Annotated in this window: 15 protein-coding genes; 7 read left to right on the forward strand and 8 right to left on the reverse strand. The window is 72.6% G+C overall.

Annotated elements, in window-relative coordinates; all coding sequences use genetic code 11:
* Nucleotides 1-15: 15 nt before the first annotated feature.
* The 3 genes from ACZ3KP_RS24800 to ACZ3KP_RS24810 all read right to left on the reverse strand — a co-directional run bounded on the left by ACZ3KP_RS24800 (nt 16) and on the right by ACZ3KP_RS24810 (nt 4432).
* Nucleotides 16-471: a DUF5707 domain-containing protein gene (locus ACZ3KP_RS24800; protein WP_467501776.1), complete on the reverse strand. Its 456-nt coding sequence runs from the start codon at nt 469-471 to the stop codon at nt 16-18.
* 211 nt (nt 472-682) lie between these two features.
* Entirely contained in the window at nt 683-3256 is a 2574-nt protein-coding gene (gene pepN, locus ACZ3KP_RS24805; protein WP_467501777.1) for an aminopeptidase N, read from the reverse strand.
* A gap of 156 nt (nt 3257-3412) precedes the next feature.
* Nucleotides 3413-4432 (reverse strand): aspartate-semialdehyde dehydrogenase, encoded by a 1020-nt coding sequence (locus tag ACZ3KP_RS24810; protein ID WP_467501778.1) that lies wholly within the window; start codon nt 4430-4432, stop codon nt 3413-3415.
* Between the two features lie 296 nt (nt 4433-4728).
* Between ACZ3KP_RS24810 and ACZ3KP_RS24815 the strand changes: the two genes are divergently transcribed.
* The 6 genes from ACZ3KP_RS24815 (at nt 4729) to ACZ3KP_RS24840 (ending at nt 12304) form a co-directional block, all read left to right on the forward strand.
* Entirely contained in the window at nt 4729-5256 is a 528-nt protein-coding gene (locus tag ACZ3KP_RS24815) for a sigma-70 family RNA polymerase sigma factor (protein ID WP_358972682.1), read from the forward strand.
* A gap of 2 nt (nt 5257-5258) precedes the next feature.
* Entirely contained in the window at nt 5259-6512 is a 1254-nt protein-coding gene (locus ACZ3KP_RS24820; RefSeq protein ID WP_467501779.1) for a hypothetical protein, read from the forward strand.
* Between the two features lie 61 nt (nt 6513-6573).
* On the forward strand, nt 6574-7038 hold the full coding sequence (locus ACZ3KP_RS24825) for an NUDIX hydrolase (protein WP_467501780.1): 465 nt from the start codon (nt 6574-6576) through the stop codon (nt 7036-7038).
* Between the two features lie 244 nt (nt 7039-7282).
* On the forward strand, nt 7283-9064 hold the full coding sequence (locus tag ACZ3KP_RS24830) for a TIGR03767 family metallophosphoesterase (RefSeq protein ID WP_467501781.1): 1782 nt from the start codon (nt 7283-7285) through the stop codon (nt 9062-9064).
* 320 nt (nt 9065-9384) lie between these two features.
* Nucleotides 9385-10587, forward strand: coding sequence for a glycosyltransferase (locus tag ACZ3KP_RS24835; protein WP_467502023.1), 1203 nt, complete (start codon nt 9385-9387; stop codon nt 10585-10587).
* A gap of 274 nt (nt 10588-10861) precedes the next feature.
* Entirely contained in the window at nt 10862-12304 is a 1443-nt protein-coding gene (locus ACZ3KP_RS24840) for a DMT family transporter (protein WP_467501782.1), read from the forward strand.
* Between the two features lie 129 nt (nt 12305-12433).
* Here ACZ3KP_RS24840 and ACZ3KP_RS24845 read toward each other — a convergent pair whose 3' ends face one another.
* Together ACZ3KP_RS24845 and pepN (ACZ3KP_RS24850) are read right to left on the reverse strand one after the other, a co-directional pair.
* Nucleotides 12434-13471: a hypothetical protein gene (locus ACZ3KP_RS24845; RefSeq protein WP_467501783.1), complete on the reverse strand. Its 1038-nt coding sequence runs from the start codon at nt 13469-13471 to the stop codon at nt 12434-12436.
* A 207-nt stretch (nt 13472-13678) separates the two neighbouring features.
* The gene (gene pepN, locus ACZ3KP_RS24850; RefSeq protein ID WP_467501784.1) at nt 13679-16264 is read right to left on the reverse strand and encodes an aminopeptidase N; all 2586 of its coding nucleotides are present in this window, start codon (nt 16262-16264) and stop codon (nt 13679-13681) included.
* A 150-nt stretch (nt 16265-16414) separates the two neighbouring features.
* Here pepN (ACZ3KP_RS24850) and ACZ3KP_RS24855 point away from each other — a divergent pair, with 150 nt between their 5' ends.
* On the forward strand, nt 16415-17080 hold the full coding sequence (locus ACZ3KP_RS24855; protein ID WP_467501785.1) for a mycothiol-dependent nitroreductase Rv2466c family protein: 666 nt from the start codon (nt 16415-16417) through the stop codon (nt 17078-17080).
* A 116-nt stretch (nt 17081-17196) separates the two neighbouring features.
* Here the strand turns inward: ACZ3KP_RS24855 and ACZ3KP_RS24860 are convergent, their stop codons facing one another.
* The 3 genes from ACZ3KP_RS24860 to ACZ3KP_RS24870 all read right to left on the reverse strand — a co-directional run bounded on the left by ACZ3KP_RS24860 (nt 17197) and on the right by ACZ3KP_RS24870 (nt 20366).
* The gene (locus ACZ3KP_RS24860; RefSeq protein ID WP_467501786.1) at nt 17197-17841 is read right to left on the reverse strand and encodes a superoxide dismutase; all 645 of its coding nucleotides are present in this window, start codon (nt 17839-17841) and stop codon (nt 17197-17199) included.
* Between the two features lie 127 nt (nt 17842-17968).
* Nucleotides 17969-19360, reverse strand: coding sequence for an amino acid permease (locus tag ACZ3KP_RS24865; protein WP_467501787.1), 1392 nt, complete (start codon nt 19358-19360; stop codon nt 17969-17971).
* A 112-nt stretch (nt 19361-19472) separates the two neighbouring features.
* Nucleotides 19473-20366 (reverse strand): TauD/TfdA dioxygenase family protein, encoded by an 894-nt coding sequence (locus ACZ3KP_RS24870; protein ID WP_467501788.1) that lies wholly within the window; start codon nt 20364-20366, stop codon nt 19473-19475.
* Nucleotides 20367-20374: the final 8 nt, after the last annotated feature.

The raw sequence follows: 20374 nt of genomic DNA on the forward strand, positions 1-20374 counted from the left end.
CAGGTTCCGCCCGGCTCAGGCGAGGGTGAAGCCGGCGGCCTCGGTGTCGAAGGCGGTGTGGCCGTCCTTCGCCGTGGCGAGCACCGCGACGTGCCAGGCGCCGTGCGCGGAGGACGCTTCGGCGGCGGACACCGGCGCCCGGTACACGCAGCGGACGGTGTGACCGCCGGCCGGCGTGCAGGTCGCCGACTCCACCGCGGCCATCTCCTCGGCGGTCAGCTGCTTCTTCGCGAACCCGGACCGCTCCGGCCAGGCCAGCACCTTCAGGCTGCGGACCCCGGAGGGCGCGCTGACCTCGGTGGTGAAGGAGAGCGAGCCGTCCCGGCCGCTGCCGGGAGCGGTGTAGTGGACGGCGCTGTGCGCCAGGGCGGGCACGGGGTCCCGGTCGCCGGCGTAGGCGAGGGCGAAGGCCCCGGCTCCCGCGAGCACGACGGCACCGGCGACGACGGACAGGGCGATACGACGGGACATGGCGAGTTCTCCGTGACTGGCTCGGGCCGGCCCGGACTGTCCGGGCCGAACGGATCCGGCGCTCGCTGCCGCGCCGTTGCGTCGATCCTCGCAACGGGCGGCCGCCCCGGACGTGAGCACGGATACTCAACCCGCCCTGGGTGATGCGTACTTCACGAGTGAGGCGAGGCACCCGGTGGTGTCACCACCGGGTGCCCCGCCGCCGTGCCGCCTACTGCGCGGCCGCGTCCGCCGCCTGGGCCTTCAGGGCGCGCTCGACGCCCGCGCGGGACTCCGAGACCAGCCGGGCCAGGGCCGCGTTCGGCTGGGCCGAGGCCAGCCAGGCGTCCGTCTTGGCGAGGGTCTCCTGGGAGACCTGGAGGGCCGGGTAGAGACCGATCGCGATCTGCTGGGCGATCTCGTGCGAGCGGGAGTCCCACACCGACTTCAGGACCTCGAAGTACTTGTCGGTGTACGGGGCCAGCAGCTCACGCTGGTCGGTCTGGACGAAGCCGTTGATCACCGCCTCCTGGACGGCGTTCGGCAGCTTGTCGGAGTCGATGACCGACGCCCACGCCTCGGCCTTCGCCTCCTCGGTCGGCCGGGCGGCGCGGGCGGTGGCCGCGTGGCGCTCGCCGGCGGCGGTCCGGTCCCGCTCGTACTCGGCTGCGATGTCCTCCTCGTCGAAGCGGCCGACGGCCGCCAGCCGCTCCACGAACGCCCAGCGCAGCTCCGTGTCGACGGCCAGGCCCTCGATCGTCGTCGTACCGTCCAGCAGGGCGTCCAGCAGGTCCACCTGCTCCGGCGTCCGGGCGGTGGCCGCGAACGCGCGGGCCCAGGCCAGCTGGTGGTCGCTGCCCGGCGCGGCGGACCGCAGGTGGGCCAGGGTGGCGTCGGTCCAGCGGGTGAGCAGGGCCTCGCGGGCGGTCGGGTCGGCGTACAGCTCGACGGCCAGCTTCACCTGCCGGTGCAGCGACTGCACGACACCGATGTCGGACTCCTTGCCGATGCCGGACAGCACGAGCGACAGGTAGTCACGAGCGGGGAGTTCGGCGTCCCGGGTCATGTCCCAGGCCGACGCCCAGCACAGCGCGCGCGGCAGCGAGGACTGGAAGTCGCCGAGGTGCTCGGTGACGAAACGCAGGGACTCCTCGTCGAGGCGGACCTTGGCGTACGACAGGTCGTCGTCGTTGAGCAGGAACACCGCGGGGCGGCGCCGGCCGACCAGCTGCGGTACGGCGGTCAGCTCGCCGTCCACGTCCAGCTCGACGCGGTCCTCGCGGACCAGCTTTCCGGTCTCGTCGTCGAGTTCGTACAGGCCGATCGCGATCCGGTGCGGACGCAGCGTCGGCTCTCCCTTGGCGCCGGCCGGCAGCGCCGGGGCCTCCTGGCGGACGGCGAACGAGGTGACGACACCGTCGGCGTCCGTCTCGACCTCCGGGCGCAGGACGTTGATCCCCGCCGTCTGGAGCCACTTCCGCGACCAGGTGCCCAGGTCGCGCCCGGAGGTCTCCTCCAGGGCGCCCAGCAGGTCGGACAGGCGCGTGTTGCCGTACGCGTGCCGCTTGAAGTACGCCTGCACGCCCTGGAAGAACTCGTCCATGCCGACGTAGGCGACGAGCTGCTTGAGGACGGAGGCACCCTTGGCGTAGGTGATGCCGTCGAAGTTCACCAGGACGTCGTCGAGATCCCGGATCTCGGCCATGATCGGGTGCGTGGAGGGCAGCTGGTCCTGCCGGTAGGCCCAGGTCTTCATGGAGTTGGCGAAGGTGGTCCACGAGTGCGGCCAGCGCGACTCGGGCGCGTACGCCTGGCAGGCGATGGACGTGTAGGTGGCGAACGACTCGTTCAGCCACAGGTCGTTCCACCACTCCATGGTGACCAGGTCGCCGAACCACATGTGGGCCAGCTCGTGCAGGATGGTCTCGGCACGCGTCTCGTACGCCGCGTCGGTCACCTTGGACCGGAAGACGTACTGGTCGCGGATGGTCACCGCGCCCGCGTTCTCCATCGCGCCCGCGTTGAACTCCGGTACGAACAGCTGGTCGTACTTCTTGAAGGGGTACGCGTAGTCGAACTTCTCCTGGAACCAGTCGAAGCCCTGCCGGGTCACCTCGAAGATCGCGTCCGAGTCGAGGAACTCGGCCAGCGACGGACGGCAGTAGATGCCCAGCGGCACGCTCTGCCCGTCCTTCTCGTACACGCTGTGCACCGAGTGGTACGGGCCGACGATCAGCGCCGTGATGTACGACGAGATGCGCGGCGTCGGCTCGAAGACCCAGGTGTCGTCCGTGGGCTCGGGCGTCGGCGAGTTGGAGATCACGGTCCAGCCGGCCGGCGCCTTCACGGTGAACTGGAAGGTCGCCTTCAGGTCCGGCTGCTCGAAGGAGGCGAAGACACGGCGGGCGTCCGGCACCTCGAACTGGGTGTAGAGGTACGCCTGCTCGTCGACCGGGTCGACGAACCGGTGCAGGCCCTCACCCGTGTTGGTGTACGCGCAGTCCGCGACCACCCGCAGGATGTTGCGGCCCTCCAGCAGGCCCGGCAGGGCGATCCGGGAGTCCGCGAAGACCTCCGCCGGGTCGAGCGCGTCACCGTTGAGAGTGACCTCGTGGACCGCCGGGGCCACCAGGTCGATGAAGGAAGCGGCGCCGCTCTCGGCGACGTCGAAGCGCACCGTGGTCACGGACCTGTAGGTTCCGCCCTCCTGCGCGCCGGAGAGGTCGAGATCGATCTCGTACGAGTCAACGGTGAGCAGCTTCGCCCGCTGCTGCGCCTCTTCGCGAGTCAGGTTTGTGCCAGGCACGCGGTCATCTCCTCGTTATGTGTGGGTTGCGCCATCCTTCCACGGGACAGTGCCCGGCGCGTCGAGGGAAAACCCGAGAGATTGCTAGTCAGCGCCTCGCCGCCGCACGGTGCCGCAGCCGCACGACGGCGGACCGCGGCACCCGTCCGGGCGGCCTTACCGCCCGGACAGCTCCGCCGCCACCAGCTCCGCGATCTGCACGGCGTTCAGCGCGGCCCCCTTGCGGAGGTTGTCGTTGGAGACGAACAGCGCGAGCCCGTTCTCCACGGTCTCGTCGCGGCGGATCCGGCCCACGTACGAGGGGTCCTGGCCGGCGGCCTGCAGCGGGGTCGGGATGTCGGACAGCTCGACACCGGGCGCGTCGGACAGCAGCTCGGTCGCCCGCTCGGGCGAGATCGGCCGGGCGAACCGCGCGTTGATCTGGAGGGAGTGCCCGGAGAAGACCGGGACGCGCACGCAGGTGCCGGAGACCTTCAGCTCCGGGAGCTCCAGGATCTTGCGGGACTCGTTGCGCAGCTTCTGCTCCTCGTCGGTCTCGTTCAGACCGTCGTCGACGAGGTTGCCGGCGAAGGGCAGCACGTTGAAGGCGATGGGACGCTTGTAGACCTGCGGCTCGGGGAAGTCGACGGCCGCGCCGTCGTGCGTGAGCTTCTCCGCGTCGGCGGCCACCTTCTGCACCTGGCCGTGCAGCTCGGCGACGCCCGCGAGACCGGAGCCGGACACCGCCTGGTAGGTGGTGGCGACCAGCGCCTCCAGGCCCGCCTCCCGGTCCAGCACCTTCAGGACCGGCATCGCGGCCATCGTGGTGCAGTTCGGGTTGGCGATGATGCCCTTGGGGCGGTCCGCCACCGCGTGCGGGTTGACCTCGGAGACGACCAGCGGGACCTCGGGGTCCTTGCGCCAGGCGGAGGAGTTGTCGATCACGACGGCGCCCTGCGAGGCGACCTTTTCGGCCAGCGCCTTCGAGGTGGCCCCGCCCGCGGAGAACAGCACGATGTCGAGGCCGGTGTAGTCGGCGGTCGCCGCGTCCTCCACCGTCACACCGTCGAGCACGGTCCCGGCGGAGCGGGCCGAGGCGAACAGGCGCAGCTCGGTCACCGGGAAGGCGCGCTCCGTGAGGATCCTGCGCATGACCGTGCCGACCTGACCGGTGGCTCCGACGATTCCGACCCTCACGGTGACTCCCTTGACTGCGTTGACGTGTGTCTGCGGCCTTTCCATCATGCGGCCGACCCGGGTCAGCCTGTCCAATTCTTTGCGCGCCATGCCCGCCGAGCGGACCGCCCGGCCCGTGGAACTCTCGCCCGCACCCGTGCTGAGCTGCAGAAATTACCCCCACGTGGCCGACGTGCCGCAAGCTGTGCTGCGCCGCGCGGGGGTGTGACGTACGCCTCGGAAAAGAAATCCGCGGTCCGGCCGAACGTTTCCGGGAGCCGTGGCGTCGTAGGGGAAACGCGGTGAGGGGGTGGGTTGTGCTGCGCGGAAGGGCCCGGCGCGGCCAGGGGGGACTGCACGGTGATCCCCTGGACGCGGACCAGGAACGCCGGGTGCGGGCGGTGCTCGCGCTGGGCGGGGTGCCGCAGGCGGACCTGCCGGACGGGGTACAGCAGGTACGGCTGCGGTTGCTGGAGCGGGCCGCGAGCGGTCAGGAGGCGCCACGGGACGTCTCGGCGTGGGCGGCGGTGGTCGCCTCCAACCTCGCCATGGACTGGCATCGCGCCAAGCGCCGCCAGGAACGCCTCGGCGAACGGCTGGCCGCCCTCCGCCGGCCCGACCCCACGGTGGGGGAGGACAGCAGCGTGCTGTCCGTCGCCGTCGCCCGCGGTCTGGACGAACTCCCGGACGCCCAGCGCCAGATCCTCGTCCTGCGTTTCTACGCCGACCTGCCGGTGCGCGGGATAGCCGAGGAGCTCGGCATCCCCGAGGGCACGGTCAAGAGCCGGCTGCACACGGCGGTACGGGCCCTGCGCGCCCGCCTGCACGAGGACGAGGTGGTGTGACCATGTCCGCCGAACACGACGGCCCGGAACGACACGGAGCCCAGCCGGGAGGCGACGGCCCCGACGACACGGCCCCGCGGACCCGCTCCGACGACCGCAACCACAACGGCCCCCGGCCCACCGGCCCGAACGCCCGGCCCCGGGACGACGCCCGCACCGGGGCCGAGGGCAGCGACGACCGCCATCGGCACGAGGGGGACCGATATGCCGCTCGTGGGGACCAGGACGGAGACGCCGACCGAGCCCGGGGCAAGGGCAGCGACCACCGAAACCGGTGCGACGACCGGGGCGGCCGGGACGGCGACGACGGCCGGGGCGGCCGGGTCGGGGCCGAGGGCCGGGACGCCCGCACCGGGGGCGACGGCTGGGGTGACCGGGCCGGGGGCGACGGCCGGGGCGGCCGGGTCGGGGCCGAGGGCCGGGACGCCCGCACCGGGGGCGACGGCTGGGGTGACCGGGACGGGGGCGACGGCCGGGGCGGCCGGGGCGGGGACGGCGGTCGGGGTGAGCAGGGGTTGGGCTTCGGGCGGGGGGAGTCGGGGGTGGAGGGGGACGCGTTGTTCGCCGTGCTTCTGGGCGAGCCGCTCACCGAGGCGCAGCGTGCCGATCCCGGCTTCCTGGACGAGTACCGGGCCGCCGCCGCCGACGTGGCCGCCCTGCGCGCGCAGCTCGGGATCGTGGGCGACGCACTCGCCGGGCCGCCGCCCGCACAGGTGCGGGCACGCCCGGCCGGGCGCCGCCGTCCCCTGCGGCACCCCGGCGTCCGCGCCCTCGGTCTCGCCGGTGCCCTCGCCGCCGCGTTCGCCTCGGTCGTGTTCGGCATCGGCTGGCTCGCGGCGCACAACGGCTCGGGCACGATGTCGAACGGGGCCAGTGACAGGGCGGCGGGCAGCGCGGCCGGGCCGGGGAGCCCGGGGCGCACCACCGGCCCCGGCTACCTCGCGTGCGCCCGCCTGGTCGTCGAGGGCACGGTGACCGCCGTGCACGAGATCCCGCACTCCGGCGGGGAACGCGTCACCCTGCGCGTGACCCGCGCGTACAAGCCGGCGAAGACCGCCGAGGAGGTGGAGTTCCCGCTCGCGCCCGGCACCGGCACCCCGATCCGCCCGGGGGTCCGCCTCCTCGTCTCCGTCAGCGCCGGACAGCAGGCGCCCGACCGGTACGCCGTGGGGGAGGCGCAGATCGCGCCGGAGCGGGCCCGGATCCTGCGCGACCTGCCCGTGTCGCGCACCCTGTCCTGCGACAGGTCCCGGTGACGGTCCCGCCGGGCGGGGAAACCCGGTGGCCACCGCCGGGCGCGGGCCCTACCGTGCCGATGTGCGCGAGAAGTTGAGGGTGGCGGCCTACGCCGTGTGCGTCCGTGACGGACAGATCCTGCTCGCCCGGTCCCCCGCCGCCGACGGCACCCCCGAATGGGTGCTGCCCGGCGGCGGCATGGACCACGGCGAGGACCCCTACGACACCGTCCGCCGGGAACTCATGGAGGAGACCGGCTACCGCATCGAGGTGACCGGCCTGCTCGGCATCGACTCCTTCCGTCAGCGCCTCGTCCCCGGCACCCCGCTGTCCCGCGCCACCGACCACCACGGCGTGCGGATCATCTACACCGGTGAGATCGTCGGCGGCGAGCTCACGCACGAGGTGAACGGCTCCACCGACATGGCCGCCTGGCACGACCTGGACGCCGTACCGGACCTGAGGCACATCCGGCTGGTCGACGTGGCCCTGCGGCTGTGGCGGGAGAGGCCGGCGGCGGGCCGGTTCGCAGAAGAGCAGTCGTGAGCGCCGGAGACCGTCCCCTACCCCGGCAGATGAACACCGAGTAGCCGGACCCGGGCCACCCGCGATCCGGCCCGTGACCGGTCCCCACCTCCCCTGATCCACGTACGGTGATCGGCGCTGCGCGTTGCCGCCGTGTTCACGCGCAGGTCATTCCCGGTGCCAACGATCCACAGTGAGCGGGAAGTTCGCGGAAGCGATCACCCGCGACCACTGCCGACGCGTTCGTACTCGGGGAGATCGCGCCATGTCGCGCATACGCTCTGTCGCCACCTCCGCGGCCCGCACGGGCCGCGAGGCACTGGAGATCAACCGCCGTACCGTCCTCGCCGCCGCCGGAGCCGTCTCGCTCTCCGCGGGCGTCGGCCTCGCCCTGCAACCCACCGACAGCGCGGCCCGCCCCGCCGTCACCGGGGAGCAGCAGCAGCCGGTCGCCGAGGGCCGCAAGGCCGCCGCGGCGCCCCTCGCGCCGTACACCAGGGGCACCACGCTCGCCTCCGTCGCCGCGCCCCGCAACAGCTCCGGCTACCGGCGGCTCGGGGACGGCGCCGGCTGGTCGCGGGTGGTGCGCTCCGACCTCGCCGCCGCCAGGAGCGGCCGGGCCGGCCGCCGTACCGCACTGGCCGCGTTCGTGCAGTTCACCGACCTGCACCTGATGGACGTCCAGCACCCGCTGCGCCTCGAGTACCTGCGCGCCCACGACCGGCACGCCTGGCGCCCGCACGAGGCGCTCACCGTGCCCGGCGCGATCTCGCTGGTGGAACGGGTCAACGCGCTGCGCGGCGCCCCGGTCACCGGCTCCCCGCTGCACTTCGTGATGACGACCGGTGACAACACCGACAACAACGCCCACTCCGAACTGGAGTGGTTCATGAAGGTGATGAGCGGCGGCCGGATGACCCCCAACAGCGGGGACCCCAGGCACTACGAGGGGGTGCAGAACTCCGGTCTGAAGATGTACTGGCAGGCCGACTCCACCGTCCGCGACTCCGACAAGGCGGCCGGCTTCCCGCACCTCGCGGGCTTCCTCGCGGCCGCGATCCGCGAGGTGAAGAGCCCCGGTCTCCACCTGCCCTGGTACTCCACCGTCGGCAACCACGACGCCCTGCCGCTCGGCTGCTTCGGCTCGCACGCCGACCCGTACCTCGCGGAGGCGGCCATCGGCGGCAGGAAACTGATGACGGTGACCGACGCCGAGGCCAAGAAGCTCCAGGACTCCATCCGCACGGCACAGGACCCCAAGGGCAGCGGCTACCGCGACTTCCTGAAGGCCCACGCCAGGTCGGCGCGGTCGGTGACGGCGGACGAGAAGCGCGCCCCCTACACGTCCGCGGACTACCTCAAGGCCCACCTGGACCCCGCCTACCAGGGGGTCGGCCCGGTCGGGCACGGCTACTCCTCGGCGAACCTCGCGGCGGGCACCCAGTACTACGCCTTCCGCATCTCCGAGGACGTCATCGGCATCAGCCTCGACACGACGGACGCCGGCGGACACTACGACGGCTCCATCGGGACGACCCAGCTGAACTGGCTGGAGCGCACCCTGAAGGAGAACAAGGACTCCTACGCGGTCGTCTTCAGCCACCACACCAGCCAGACGATGACCAACACCCGCCCCGACCCGGCCCACCCGGGCGACCGCCGCCACACCGGCGCCGAGCTGGTCACCCTGCTCAACCGCCACGCCAACGTCCTGGCCTGGGTCAACGGCCACATCCACCGCAACCTCATCACCCCGCACAAGGCGTCGAACGGCAACTCCTTCTGGGAGGTCACCACCGCCTCGCACGTGGACTACCCGCAGCTCGCCCGGGTGGTCGAGCTGGTGGACAACAAGGACGGCACGGTCTCGCTGTTCACCACGCTGATCGAGTCGGCGGCCCCGCACCGCACCGACTTCACCGACCTCTCCCAGACCGGCCTCGCCGCCCTCTACCGCGAGCTGGCCTTCAACGCCCCCGGCTCCAGCAAGGCCCTGGGCGGCGCCGCCGGGGACCGCAACACCGAGCTGGTCCTCAAGAAGGGGTGACATCCGCGACACCGTCGTACGTTCCGGCGCCGCGCTTGCCGATTCTTTGCCGACGGACCGGCCCGTGCCGCCCCCGCCGCCGCCTCCGTGCCGGACGGTGAAACAGCAGGTCACAAGGGTGCTGACGGGGGTTTGGGAGAGGTGTGCGCGGTAGCGGTTCCGGCACTCGGCGTGTAAACGCAGACGACTCCGGGGCGAGACGTTCCGTTCATCCGGATGAAACATCCGTACCGCCTCATAACGGCTAACCCGCGGTTCCCGGGGATGGCTCGATTTGGTGCAAGGCTGGTGATCGTGTGGGCGCTCGGCTCGGACTTCGCGTGCTCTCGGTCTACGAGGGATTCTTCTCCGGGGGCGCCCGGATCGTGCACAGTGATGTGCTGCTGGGCCTGGTCGAGGGCGGACAGCAGTGGCACCGCGTGCTGAGTCTGCACGGTGAGGTCCACCGGGAAGCCACCACGCAGCGCATGGAGGACGACGCCTGCTACCGCGCCCTCACCGCCGGCGGCGTCGACGTCACCTCCCTGGGCCGTACCGCGGGCCTCGTGGACGGCGCGGTCGCGGCGTCGGTCTTCAGCGGGCCGGAGCTGGCCGACACCGCCCGGGCCATGGCCGGCGCGGACGTCATCCTGTCGCTGAAGGAGCAGCCGCTGGCGCTCCTCAACCAGGGCGGTCTGCCCCGGCGCCCGGTCGTGGTCTGCCTGCACCGGTCCGACCCGGAGAACCAGGGCCCGGCGCTGGACGAGCTCAGGACCGCCATCGCCGACGGCAAGGTCGTGGCCTGCGTGTGCTGCGCCGAGTCCACCCGGGACGCCTACGAGGCCGCCGGGATCCCCGGTGAGCTGCTGCACGTCATCCCGAACGGCGTCGACCTGCTCCGCTTCCGCCCGGACGCGGCAGTACGGCTCGCCTTCCGCGAGTCCCTCGGCATCCCCGCCGGCGCCCCCGTGGTCGTCTTCGCCGCCCGCTACGCCGGTATGAAGAACGTCCCGCTGTTCCTGCGGGCGGCGCGCGCGTGGCTGGCCCGCGAGGGCGGCGGGCACGTCGTCATGTGCGGGGCCGGGATGACCGATGACAACCCCGCGCTCTGGGCCGACCTGGAGATCGCCTTCGGCGCCGACCGGGCCGCCCTCGGCGACCGCGTCCACCTGCTCGGCGTGCGGCACGACATGGAGGCGGTCTACGCCGGTTCCGACGTGGTCGCCCTCACCTCCGTCTCCGGCGAGGCGGCGCCGCTCTGTCTCATCGAGGGCATGATGTGCGGCGCCGTACCGGTCACCACGGACGTCGGCGACAGCGCCTCGATCGTCGAGGGCCACGGCTTCGTGACCCCCTTCGACCCCGACGCGATCGCCTTCGCCTGGTCGGCGGCGGTGGCCGACCGGGAGACCTTCGCACCGGCACTGGCCGCGAGCCGCGAACGCTTCAGCCGCACCCGCATGATCGCCGCCTACGCCGACCTCCTCGCCCACGTCGCCGCCGACGTACGCGACGAACTGCGCCCGGGCGTCACCGGGCAGTAGTACCGGGTGGGTGGTGGACCGTTCGCGGACGGGCGGGCGGGCGCGGGTGCGGGTACCGGTCCCCGCGCCCGGGGCTGCGGGGCGAACGGGGCACCGCCCCGGCGGGGTGCGGGCCTGACCTGGGGAGCGCGTTTCGCGCCCCCTCGGGCGCCGGTCATCATACAGACCGCCGCACCCGTTTTCGGAGTACATGCGGCAATGATCCACGGGTGCCGTCCCGGTGTGCTGACATCGCATCAGCTACCGCCGCCCCACCCGAGGTTCACCCATCACCATGCGCACGAAGCTGGACGCGGCCTCCGGCGCTGCCGTCCTGATCACCGTCCTCGCCTTCTCCGCCACCGCCCCGCTCACCGCCTACGCCGCGGCGCCCGCGTTCGCGCTGGCGTTCGGCCGCAACGCCCTCGGCCTGTGCACCCTGGGCCCCGCCTTCCTGCTGGCCCGGCGCCGTGAGGTGCGGCGGGTGCTCAGCGGGGAACGCGCCCTGGTCCGCAGGGAGCAGCGCCGGGCGGTCCGGTTCGCACTGGGCGCGGGGACGGCACTGGCCGCTCACTTCGCCACCTTCATGACCGGCGCCCAGCTGACGAGCGTGGCGATGGCGACCGGGCTGGTGGCCACCCAGCCGGTGTGGCAGGCCCTCATCGCGACCGCGCAGGGCCGGCGCCCCTCCCGGGCCGCGTGGGCGGGGCTGGCGGTGTCGGTCACCGGCGCCGTGGTCGCGAGCGGCGCGGACCTCGGCACCGGCGCCCGAGCGGTGACCGGGGACGTCCTCGCCCTCGTCGGCGCTGTCGCGCTGGCCGGCTACACCGCGCTGAGCGAGGAGGCCCGGCCCGACGTCAGCACGCCGATGTACTCGGTGCTGTGCTTCTCGGTGTGCACCGTCGAGACGCTGCTGCTGTGCCTGGTCACCGGGACCGCGCCGGTCACCCTCACCGCGCACGCCTGGTGCGCCCTGCTGGGCCTGCTCCTGCTGCCGCAGCTCCTCGGCCTCTTCTCGCTGAACTTCGCCCTCGGCCGGGCCCCGGCCACCGCGGTCAGCGTGCTGCTCCTGTTGGAGGCGCCGGTGGCGGCGCTGGTGGCCTGGTTCTGGCTGGGGCAGCTGCCGACGGGGGCCGCCTGGCCCGGACTCTGCATGATCATGCTCGGGGTGGCCGTGGTCGTGATCGGGGACGCGCGGCGGGCCCCCTCCGTGCCGGACCTGCCGGGACAGCGCACGTCAGGCCCGCATCCGCTGCTGCGGCACCCGGTACTGACGGCGGCTCCGTCCGACGACGTCCACGCCGGGATCTGGCGCGACGCCCGGCTGGGCAGGCTCGCCGAGGCGGAGAGCGCCATCCGGCGCCTGGAGAACCACGCCGTCCGCGTGCACGGCGCCAAGTCGGCCGAGGCGACTCACTGGATCGAGGTACGCGCCCAGGTCGCCCACCTCACCGGCGACGGCCGCCTCGCCGTGCGCCTGTGGCTGAGCGCGGCCCGCTTCCACGCCGATCCGCCCCGGCCCGACGCCGTACGGACCCGGCTCTGCCTGGAGCGCGCCTTCACCGAATGGCAGCGGCTGCCCGACCGCGCCGCGCTGTGCGAACTGGCCCCGGCCCTGCGGCAGATGTACGCGGACCAGCCGGACGACCCGGGTGGCAGTCGCCGGTGGTCCGGTGGCATGACCGAGATCGACGCCCGTCTGGCCGCCCACGGCCCCACCCCCGCCCGCCACGAGTAGCCGTCCGCCGCGAAACCCCGTCCGCAGGCAGCCGGTCGCCGGCCCCCGGGCATGCCATGGTGCGGGGCCGTCGGTCCCCCTCCGAACCGACGGTCCCGCGCGGTGCCCGGCCGCTCGTGGCCACCCCCGCTAACGGGGCAGCACCACCACGTACGCCGCCGGGTCGCGGTCGGCCGCCGCCATCAGGGCCGTGCGGATCACCGCCGCCTGCTGCTCCGCCGACTCGCGGAGCTTGCGCGGGGTCACGTGCACCACCGTGATCCCGAGCCGCTCCAGGTGCTCGCGCTTGCGGGCGTACTCGGACCACAGGGCGTCCTCGTCCTGGCGCGGGGCGCGCATGTCCAGTTCGACGGCGACCGCCTGCTCGGGCCAGTAGGCGTCGAGGCCGCCGAGGTGCGGGCCGCCGGGCAGCCGCAGGTCCACGTTCCAGACCGGGTCGGGCAGGCCGTGCTCCTGGACCATCCGGTAGAGGCGGTCCTCCGCGATGGCCCGCCCCTCGGCGACGAGCGAGTCCACCGCGTCGCTCACGTGGGGGCGGGAGAGCAGCTTCGCCCGGGTCAGCTCCCGTACCACCGCGGCCGGTTCGCAGTGCCGGCCGCGCACCGCCTCGGTCAGCAGCCGGCGTACGGACTCGGCGTCGGTCAGGTCCGCGACCGCGTCCGCGAGGGCGCGCGGGACCGGGGCGACCGGCAGCCCCGTCACCGGCTCGGGGACCGGGAGGGCCGGCGTCCGCAGCACCCGGACGTAGGAGGTGGAGCGCAGCCGGCGCATGCGCGGGACCAGCACGTCGATGTGGTCCAGGGAGAGCAGGGGCGGGGTGGCGGAGAAGCCGTGCAGGGTCAGCGCCGCCAGGCCGGTGATCATCGCGTCCGCGTAGACGGGGCGGTGGGGGGAGTCGGGGGTCGGCTGGGCGGGGACGCCGGGGGCGGGCTGGCGCGCCGCGAACAGCAGCGCCCCGTGCAGGCGTTCCTCGCTGGTCGGCGGGCCGGGGTGGAGCATGACCACGCCCGGCAGGAGCTGTTGCCAGGGGCCGCCCGGCCGGCACTGTTCGGCGATCTCGGTGGCAGGGACGCCGTGGGAGCGGAGCTGGGCCGTGGTGAGCACCCGGCGGTGGACGTCGGAGAGGTGGCGCAGGGGGCGGGGGGAGAGCGGGGTGTTGTGCGTCATGGCCTCGGGATTCCCGGGGCCGGACCCGTCCTTAACCGGTGTTACACGTTCGTCGATGAATGCGGACAACACGGGACTAAAGGACGGGTGTTCGGATGCCGAAAGGGCGGCGAAAGCCCCTGGTCCGGATGGGTGGGAACCAGGGGTTACGGGCACGATTGACTGAATTGCGTAACGGCCACCGGGCGAGCAACCGTTGGCCAAGGGTCAGCTCTCGAAGGCGCCGGCGGCCCGTGCGTCGCACTCCTGTCCGCGCAGTGCGCGCGCCAGGTCGTCCCGGGCCTCCAGGACCAGCCGGCGCAGCGCCGGGGGCGCGTCCGCGTGCGCCGCGAGCCAGGCGTCCGTCGCCTCCAGCGTCTCCGGGCGGTCCTGGAGCGAGGGGTACAGGCCGCGCACCACGTCCATGCCGATCTGGATCGAACGCTCCTCCCAGACCCGCGCGATCGCCTCGAAGTACTTCTCGGCGTACGGCGCCAGCAGGTCCCGCCGGGACGGCTGGGCGAAGCCCGTGATGGTCGCCTCCACCAGCGCGTTGGACAGCGCCTGCGACTCCACGACCTGCGCCCAGGCCTGCGCCTTGACGGCAGCCGAGGGGCGGGCGGCCAGGCAGCGCACCTGGTGGCGCTTGCCGGAGGCGGTGTCGTCCCGGGCCAGTTCCGCGGCCAGCACCGACTCGTCGGCCGCGCCGTGCGCGGCGAGGGGTTCGAGGAACGCCCAGCGCAGCTCCTGGTCGACGTCGAGACCTTCGATCGTCGCCGTGCCGGCCAGCAGCTCCTGGAGCAGACGCAGGTCGGCCGGGTCCGCCGCCGTCGACGCGAAGAACCGAGCCCAGGCCAGCTGGTGCTCACTGCCCGGCGCCGCCTGCCGCAGCTCCCGCAGGGCGCCCTCGGCGAGCCGCCGCCCGGCCGCCTCCCGCCACCGCGGCGCCACGTAGTGCACCAGCGCGGACTCGGCCCACGCCTGGAGCATCTGGAGCACGCCGATGTCCGACTCGCGGCCCGCGAACCGCAGCACCAGGTCGATGAAGTCCCGTGCGGGCAGCAGCCCGTCCCGGGTCAGGTTCCACAGCGCCGACCAGCACAGGGCCCGCGCCAGCGGGTCGGTGAGGGCGCCCAGCCGGTCCCGGAGGGTGGCCAGCGAGGTGGCGTCGAAGCGGATCTTGCAGTACGTCAGGTCGTCGTCGTTGACCAGGACCAGCTCCGGTGCCTCGGCCCCGGCCAGGTCGGCGATCACCGTGCGCGGGCCGTCGACGTCCGCCTCGGCGTGCGCGTACCTCACCAGGGAGCCGTCCGTCACGCGGTACAGGCCGATCGCCACCCGGTGCGGACGCAGCTCGGGGTGCGACTCCGCCGCCTCCTGCACCACCGCCAGCTCGTCGATCCGCCCGTCGGGGGCCAGCAGCACCTGCGGGGTCAGCGCGTTCACGCCCGCCGTCTGCAGCCACTTGGCCGCCCAGGCGGTCATGTCCCGGCCGCTGGTCTCCTCCAGCACCGCCAGCAGGTCGCCGAGCCGGGTGTTGCCGTACGCGTGGCGCTCGAAGTAGCGGCGGGCGCCCTCCAGGAACGCGTCCTGGCCGGCGTACGCGACGAGTTGCTTCAGCACGCTCGCCCCCTTCGCGTACGTGATGCCGTCGAAGTTGAGCTTGGCGTCCTGGAGGTCGCGGATGTCGGCCGTGACCGGGTGCGTGGAGGGCAGCTGGTCGGCGCGGTACGCCCAGGCCTTGCGGCGGTTGGCGAAGGTGGTCCAGGCGTTCGTGAAGCGGGTCGCGCCGACGTTCGCGAAGGTGCCCATGAAGTCCGCGAAGGACTCCTTCAGCCACAGGTCGTCCCACCACGCCATGGTGACCAGGTCGCCGAACCACATGTGCGCCATCTCGTGCAGGATCACGTTGGCGCGGGCCTCGTACGACGCCTGGGTCACCTTGCCCCGGAAGATGTACTCCTCCCGGAAGGTCACCAGACCCGGGTTCTCCATCGCGCCCAGGTTGTACTCGGGCACGAACGCCTGGTCGTACTTCCCGAAGGGGTACGGGAAGTCGAAGTGGTCGTGGAAGAAGTCCAGGCCCTGCTTGGTGACCAGGAAGACGTCGTCGGTGTCGAAGTAGGGGGCGAGCCCCTTGCGGCACAGGGCGCCCAGCGGGATGTCGAGCACGGTGCCGTCGGGCAGCGTGCGCGTGTACGCGTCCGTCACGTAGTGGTATGGGCCCGCCACCACGCACGTGATGTACGTCGAGATCGGCTTGGTCTCCGCGAACCGCCAGACACCGTCGACGAGTTCACCGGCGCCGTTGCTCCACACCGGCCACCCCTCGGGCGCCCGCACCTCGAAGCGGAACGGCGCCTTGAGGTCCGGCTGCTCGAAGTTGGCGAAGACCCGGCGGGAGTCGGCCGGCTCGTACTGCGTGTAGAGGTAGACCTCGCCGTCCTCGGGGTCGACGAAGCGGTGCAGGCCCTCGCCGGTCCGGGAGTAGGCGCACTGCGCGTCCACCACCAGCTCGTTCTCCTCGGCCAGGTCCTGCAGGGCGATCCGGGTGCCGTCGAAGACCTCGCCCGGGTCCAGGTCCTTGCCGTTCAGGGTCACGGCGGTCACGCTCGGCGCGATCAGGTCGGCGAAGCTGGCCGCGCCCGGCTCGTTGCAGCGGAAGCGGATCGTGGTGACCGAGCGGAAGGTCCGCGGCTCGCCCGGGTCCCCGCCGACGGCGGACCGCACGTCCAGCGACACGTCGTAGCCGTCGACCGACAGCAGGGCGGCCCGCTCCCGGGCCTCGTCGCGGGACAGATTCTCACCGGGCACGGGCGGCACTCCCTCGTCGTCGGTACACGGCGTTGTCGGCACGCCGGAACAGCACCGATCCTGCCATGAGCACCTGACGGCGGGCACCCGGGAATGGGGTCGCCGGTGCCGGTGTTGCCGCTGGAAAAGGACCGCATTCCGAGGAGAACCATGTCCGAGACCGTGACCAGCTCAGGCAAGACCCCCGTCGACTTCTGGTTCGACCCGCTCTGCCCCTGGGCCTGGATGACCTCCCGCTGGGTGCTGGAGGTGGAGAAGGTCCGCGACATCGAGGTCCGCTGGCACATCATGAGCCTCGCGGTCCTCAACGAGCCCAAGCTGGACGAGCTGCCCGAGGAGTACCGCGAGCTGCTGGAGACCAAGGCCTGGAAGCCGATCCGGGTGGTCACCGCCGCCTGGCAGAAGCACGGCGACGACATCCTCGGCCCGCTCTACACCGCGCTCGGCACCCGCATCCACAACAACGGCGAGGGCCCGACGCTGGAGGCCATCGCGGGCGCCCTCGCGGACGTCGGCCTGCCCGCCGACCTGATCGACTACGCCGACCAGGAGGACTTCGAGTTCGACGCGCAGCTGCGCGCCTCCCACAAGGAGGGCATCGACAAGGTCGGCCAGGACGTCGGCACCCCGGTCATCGCGGTCCCCGGCCCCGACGGCGAGCAGATCGCCTTCTTCGGCCCGGTCGTCACCCCCGCCCCCAAGGGCGAGGAGGCGGCCCGCCTGTGGGACGGCACCGTCGCGGTCGCCTCCGTCCCCGGCTTCTACGAGATCAAGCGGACCCGCACCAAGGGTCCCGACTTCAGCAACCTGGTCTGACGTCCCGGAACGAAGGGGAGCCCCCGCGAGTCACGTCCTCGCGGGGGCTCCCCCCTTTGTGCCGCCCGCCCCGGTGAACGGTGAGAAGACGATCACGAGGCGGGACGCCCGGCCGCTCAGGGAGCGAGCAGCAGCACATCCGCCCGCGACCGCGCCGCCGCGTGCCGGCGGGCCACGTCCTGCCAGTCGACCACGGCCCACATGGCCTCGATGAAGTCGACCTTCTGGTTCCGGTACTGGAGATAGAAGGCGTGCTCCCAGGCGTCGAAGACCAGGATCGGCACCGAGCCCTGGCCGACGTTGCCCTGGTGGTCGTAGACCTGCTCGACGATCAGCCGGCCGCTCAGCGGCTCGTACGCGAGGACGCCCCAGCCGGAGCCCTGGGTGGTGGCCGCCGCCTTGGACAGCTGCGCCCGGAACGCGGCGAAGGAACCGAAGGACTCGGTGATCGCGTCGGCGAGTTCCCCGACGCCGTCCGCGGCCAGCGGCTCGCCGCCGCCGCCGTCACCCGTCATGTTCCGCCAGTAGATCGAGTGCAGGATGTGCCCGGAGAGGTGGAAGGCCAGGTTCTTCTCCAGGCCGTTGACAGCCCCCCAGCTTCCCTTGTCCCGTGCCTCGGCCAGCTGCTCCAGCGTGTCGTTGGCGCCCTTCACGTAGGCCGCGTGGTGCTTGTCGTGGTGGAGCTCGATGATCTCGGGGCTGATCACGGGCGCCAGCGCGGAGCAGTCGTAGGGCAGTTCAGGCAGCGTGTAGACGGGCATGGGCGTGGATCCCCTCCGGGCCTCTTATTGCAAAGAGCTTGCAACTACACGTTAGCAACAATAAGCCCGGTCCGGGCAACAGGAAGGCCCCCGCGTGTCGCACGCGGGGGCCTCGTGGTGGCGGGATTCAGCGCTCGGTGCGCCGACGCTGCCGCAGCGCGCCCACCGCCGCCAGCACGGCCGTCATCCCGCCCGTGTAGTACAGCTGCACGCGGGTGCCGGGCTCACGGGCCATCAGGACGAAGACCGCCGCCATGCCCGCCAGGGCCAGCCAGGTCAGGTACGGGAACGCCCACATGCGCACGACCAGCTTCTCGGGGGCCGTACGCGCCAGCCGGCGGCGCAGCAGCAGCTGGGAGACCGCGATGAAGACCCAGACGACCAGGATCACCCCGCCGATCATGTTCAGCAGCCAGGGGAAGACGTCGTCGGGGCGCCAGTAGCTGAGCACCACGCAGACGAACCCGAAGACGCAGGAGGTCAGGACGGCCACGCGCGGCACGCCCGACGACACCCGCGCCAGCGCCCGCGGGCCCTGGCCCCGGCGCACCAGCGAGTGGGCGATCCGCGAGGAGCCGTAGACGTTGGCGTTCATCGCGGAGAGCAGGGCGACCAGCACCACCACGTTCATCACCTGGCCGGCCCCCGGGATGCCCAGGTGGTCGAGGGCGGCGACGTACGGCCCCTTCGCCACGACCTCCTTCGAGTCCCAGGGGACCAGGGTGACGACGACGGCCATCGAGCCGACGTAGAAGAGGCCGATGCGCCACATGGCGGTGCGGACCGCGCTCGCCACGCCCCGCACCGGGTCCTCGGACTCCGCGGCCGCGATGGTGACCGTCTCCAGGCCGCCGTACGCGAAGACCGAGGCGAGCAGGCCGACGACCAGGCCCTCGCCGCCGTGCGGGAGGAAGTCGGTGAGGTTCGAGGCGCCGGGGGAGTCCGTGCCGGGCAGCACACCGGCCACGGCCAGCACCCCGAGGACGAGGAAGAGGACGATCGCGCCGACCTTCAGGGCGGCGAACCAGAACTCGAACTCGCCGAAGCTGCGCACCGCGGCCAGGTTCGTCACGCAGAAGACCACCATGAACAGGGCCACCCAGGCCCACTCCGGGGTGCCCGGCAGCCACCCCGTCACGATCTTCGCGGCGCCGATGCCCTCAAGGCCGACGGCCGTGCACAGCAGCACCCAGAACGACCAGCCCGCCGTGAACCCCGCCCACGGCCCGATCGCCCGCTCCGCGTGCGCCGAGAAGGACCCGGACGACGGGTACGCGGCCGACATCTCGCCCAGCATCCGCATCACCAGCATCACGAGGAGCCCGGAGACGGCGTAGGCGACGACCACCGACGGGCCCGCCGCGGCGATGGCGGACCCGGAACCCACGAACAGGCCCGCCCCGATGACGCCGCCCAGGGCGATCATCGACAGGTGGCGCTGTCTGAGGCCGTGGGAGAGCGGGACGTCGTCGTTCGGGGTGGGCGGCGGTGCGGTGACCGGGGTGCTGCGGTGCGGCATGGGCGCGGCTCGTCCAATGCGTGAGATGGGCAAAAACGCCCACAGTCTGGGCGGCCTCCCCGCCGCGGGGGGAGGCCGCCCACCATCCGGACCGGACCGTTACCGCGGGTGCTTACGCCGCTACGGGCGTGTAGTGCGAGGCGTCGCCCTGGATCGAGTAGCTCTCCTTGCCCTCGATGCCGACCGGGACGTCCCCGGCGAGGGTCACCCGGTGCAGCCGGCGCGGCAGGCCGTCGTAGTTGTCGATGGCGTAGTGCTGGGTGATCCGGTTGTCGAAGATGACGAGCTGGTTCGGCGACCAGCGGTGCCGCAGGATGTTCTCCGGACGGGTGACGTACGCCTGGAGCAGGTCGAGGATCCGGCGGGACTCGGACGGCGGGAGGCCGACCAGGCGCTGCGCGAACCCGCCGATGAACAGGCCGCGTTCCCCGGTCAGCGGGTGCACGCGGACCACCGGGTGGACCGTGCGGTAGGTGATCGACGTGAACTGGGCGCGCTGGGCGGCCTGCCGCTCGTCGATCTCCTCGTCGGCGACGGCGTAGTCGTAGTCGTTCGTGTGCTCCGCCCACAGGCCGTCCGCCAGCCGGCGCAGCGGCTCGGGCAGGTCCCGGTAGGCGGCGGCCGAGCTGGCGATCAGGGTCTCGCCGCCGTACGGCGGGACCGTGATCGAGCGCAGGGTGGTGGCCTGGGGCGGGTTGAGGACGAAGGTCACGTCGGTGTGCCAGTGGTTGGCGGCCCGGCCGCGTTCGCTGTCCACCGGCAGCACGTTCGGGACGCCGTCGACGGAGGACACCGTCGGGTGGGCGGTGGTGACCTCGCCGAAGGTGCGGACGAACGCCTGGTGGCTGTCGTCGTCGAGGTTCACGTCGTCGAAGACGAGCGCCTTGTGGGTGCTGAGGGCCTCGCGGACGGCCGCCGCGGTCTCCGCGTCGAGGGGCCGGGAGATGTCGACGCCGGAGACCCGGGCGCCGATGTTCGCGGTGATCTTGGTGATCTCCAGGGACATGACGGTTC

It is taken from the genome of Streptomyces sp. NPDC020958, assembly GCF_055562175.1.

Bases quoted from the DNA above. Each gene is read 5' to 3' on its own strand.
- ACZ3KP_RS24800 (WP_467501776.1), bottom strand. From the start codon at position 471: ATGTCCCGTCGTATCGCCCTGTCCGTCGTCGCCGGTGCCGTCGTGCTC.
- ACZ3KP_RS24820 (WP_467501779.1), top strand. From the start codon at position 5,259: ATGTCCGCCGAACACGACGGCCCGGAACGACACGGAGCCCAGCCGGGA.
- ACZ3KP_RS24830 (WP_467501781.1), top strand. From the start codon at position 7,283: ATGTCGCGCATACGCTCTGTCGCCACCTCCGCGGCCCGCACGGGCCGC.
- ACZ3KP_RS24840 (WP_467501782.1), top strand. From the start codon at position 10,862: ATGCGCACGAAGCTGGACGCGGCCTCCGGCGCTGCCGTCCTGATCACC.
- ACZ3KP_RS24845 (WP_467501783.1), bottom strand. From the start codon at position 13,471: ATGACGCACAACACCCCGCTCTCCCCCCGCCCCCTGCGCCACCTCTCC.
- ACZ3KP_RS24855 (WP_467501785.1), top strand. From the start codon at position 16,415: ATGTCCGAGACCGTGACCAGCTCAGGCAAGACCCCCGTCGACTTCTGG.
- ACZ3KP_RS24860 (WP_467501786.1), bottom strand. From the start codon at position 17,841: ATGCCCGTCTACACGCTGCCTGAACTGCCCTACGACTGCTCCGCGCTG.
- ACZ3KP_RS24865 (WP_467501787.1), bottom strand. From the start codon at position 19,360: ATGCCGCACCGCAGCACCCCGGTCACCGCACCGCCGCCCACCCCGAAC.
- ACZ3KP_RS24870 (WP_467501788.1), bottom strand. From the start codon at position 20,366: ATGTCCCTGGAGATCACCAAGATCACCGCGAACATCGGCGCCCGGGTC.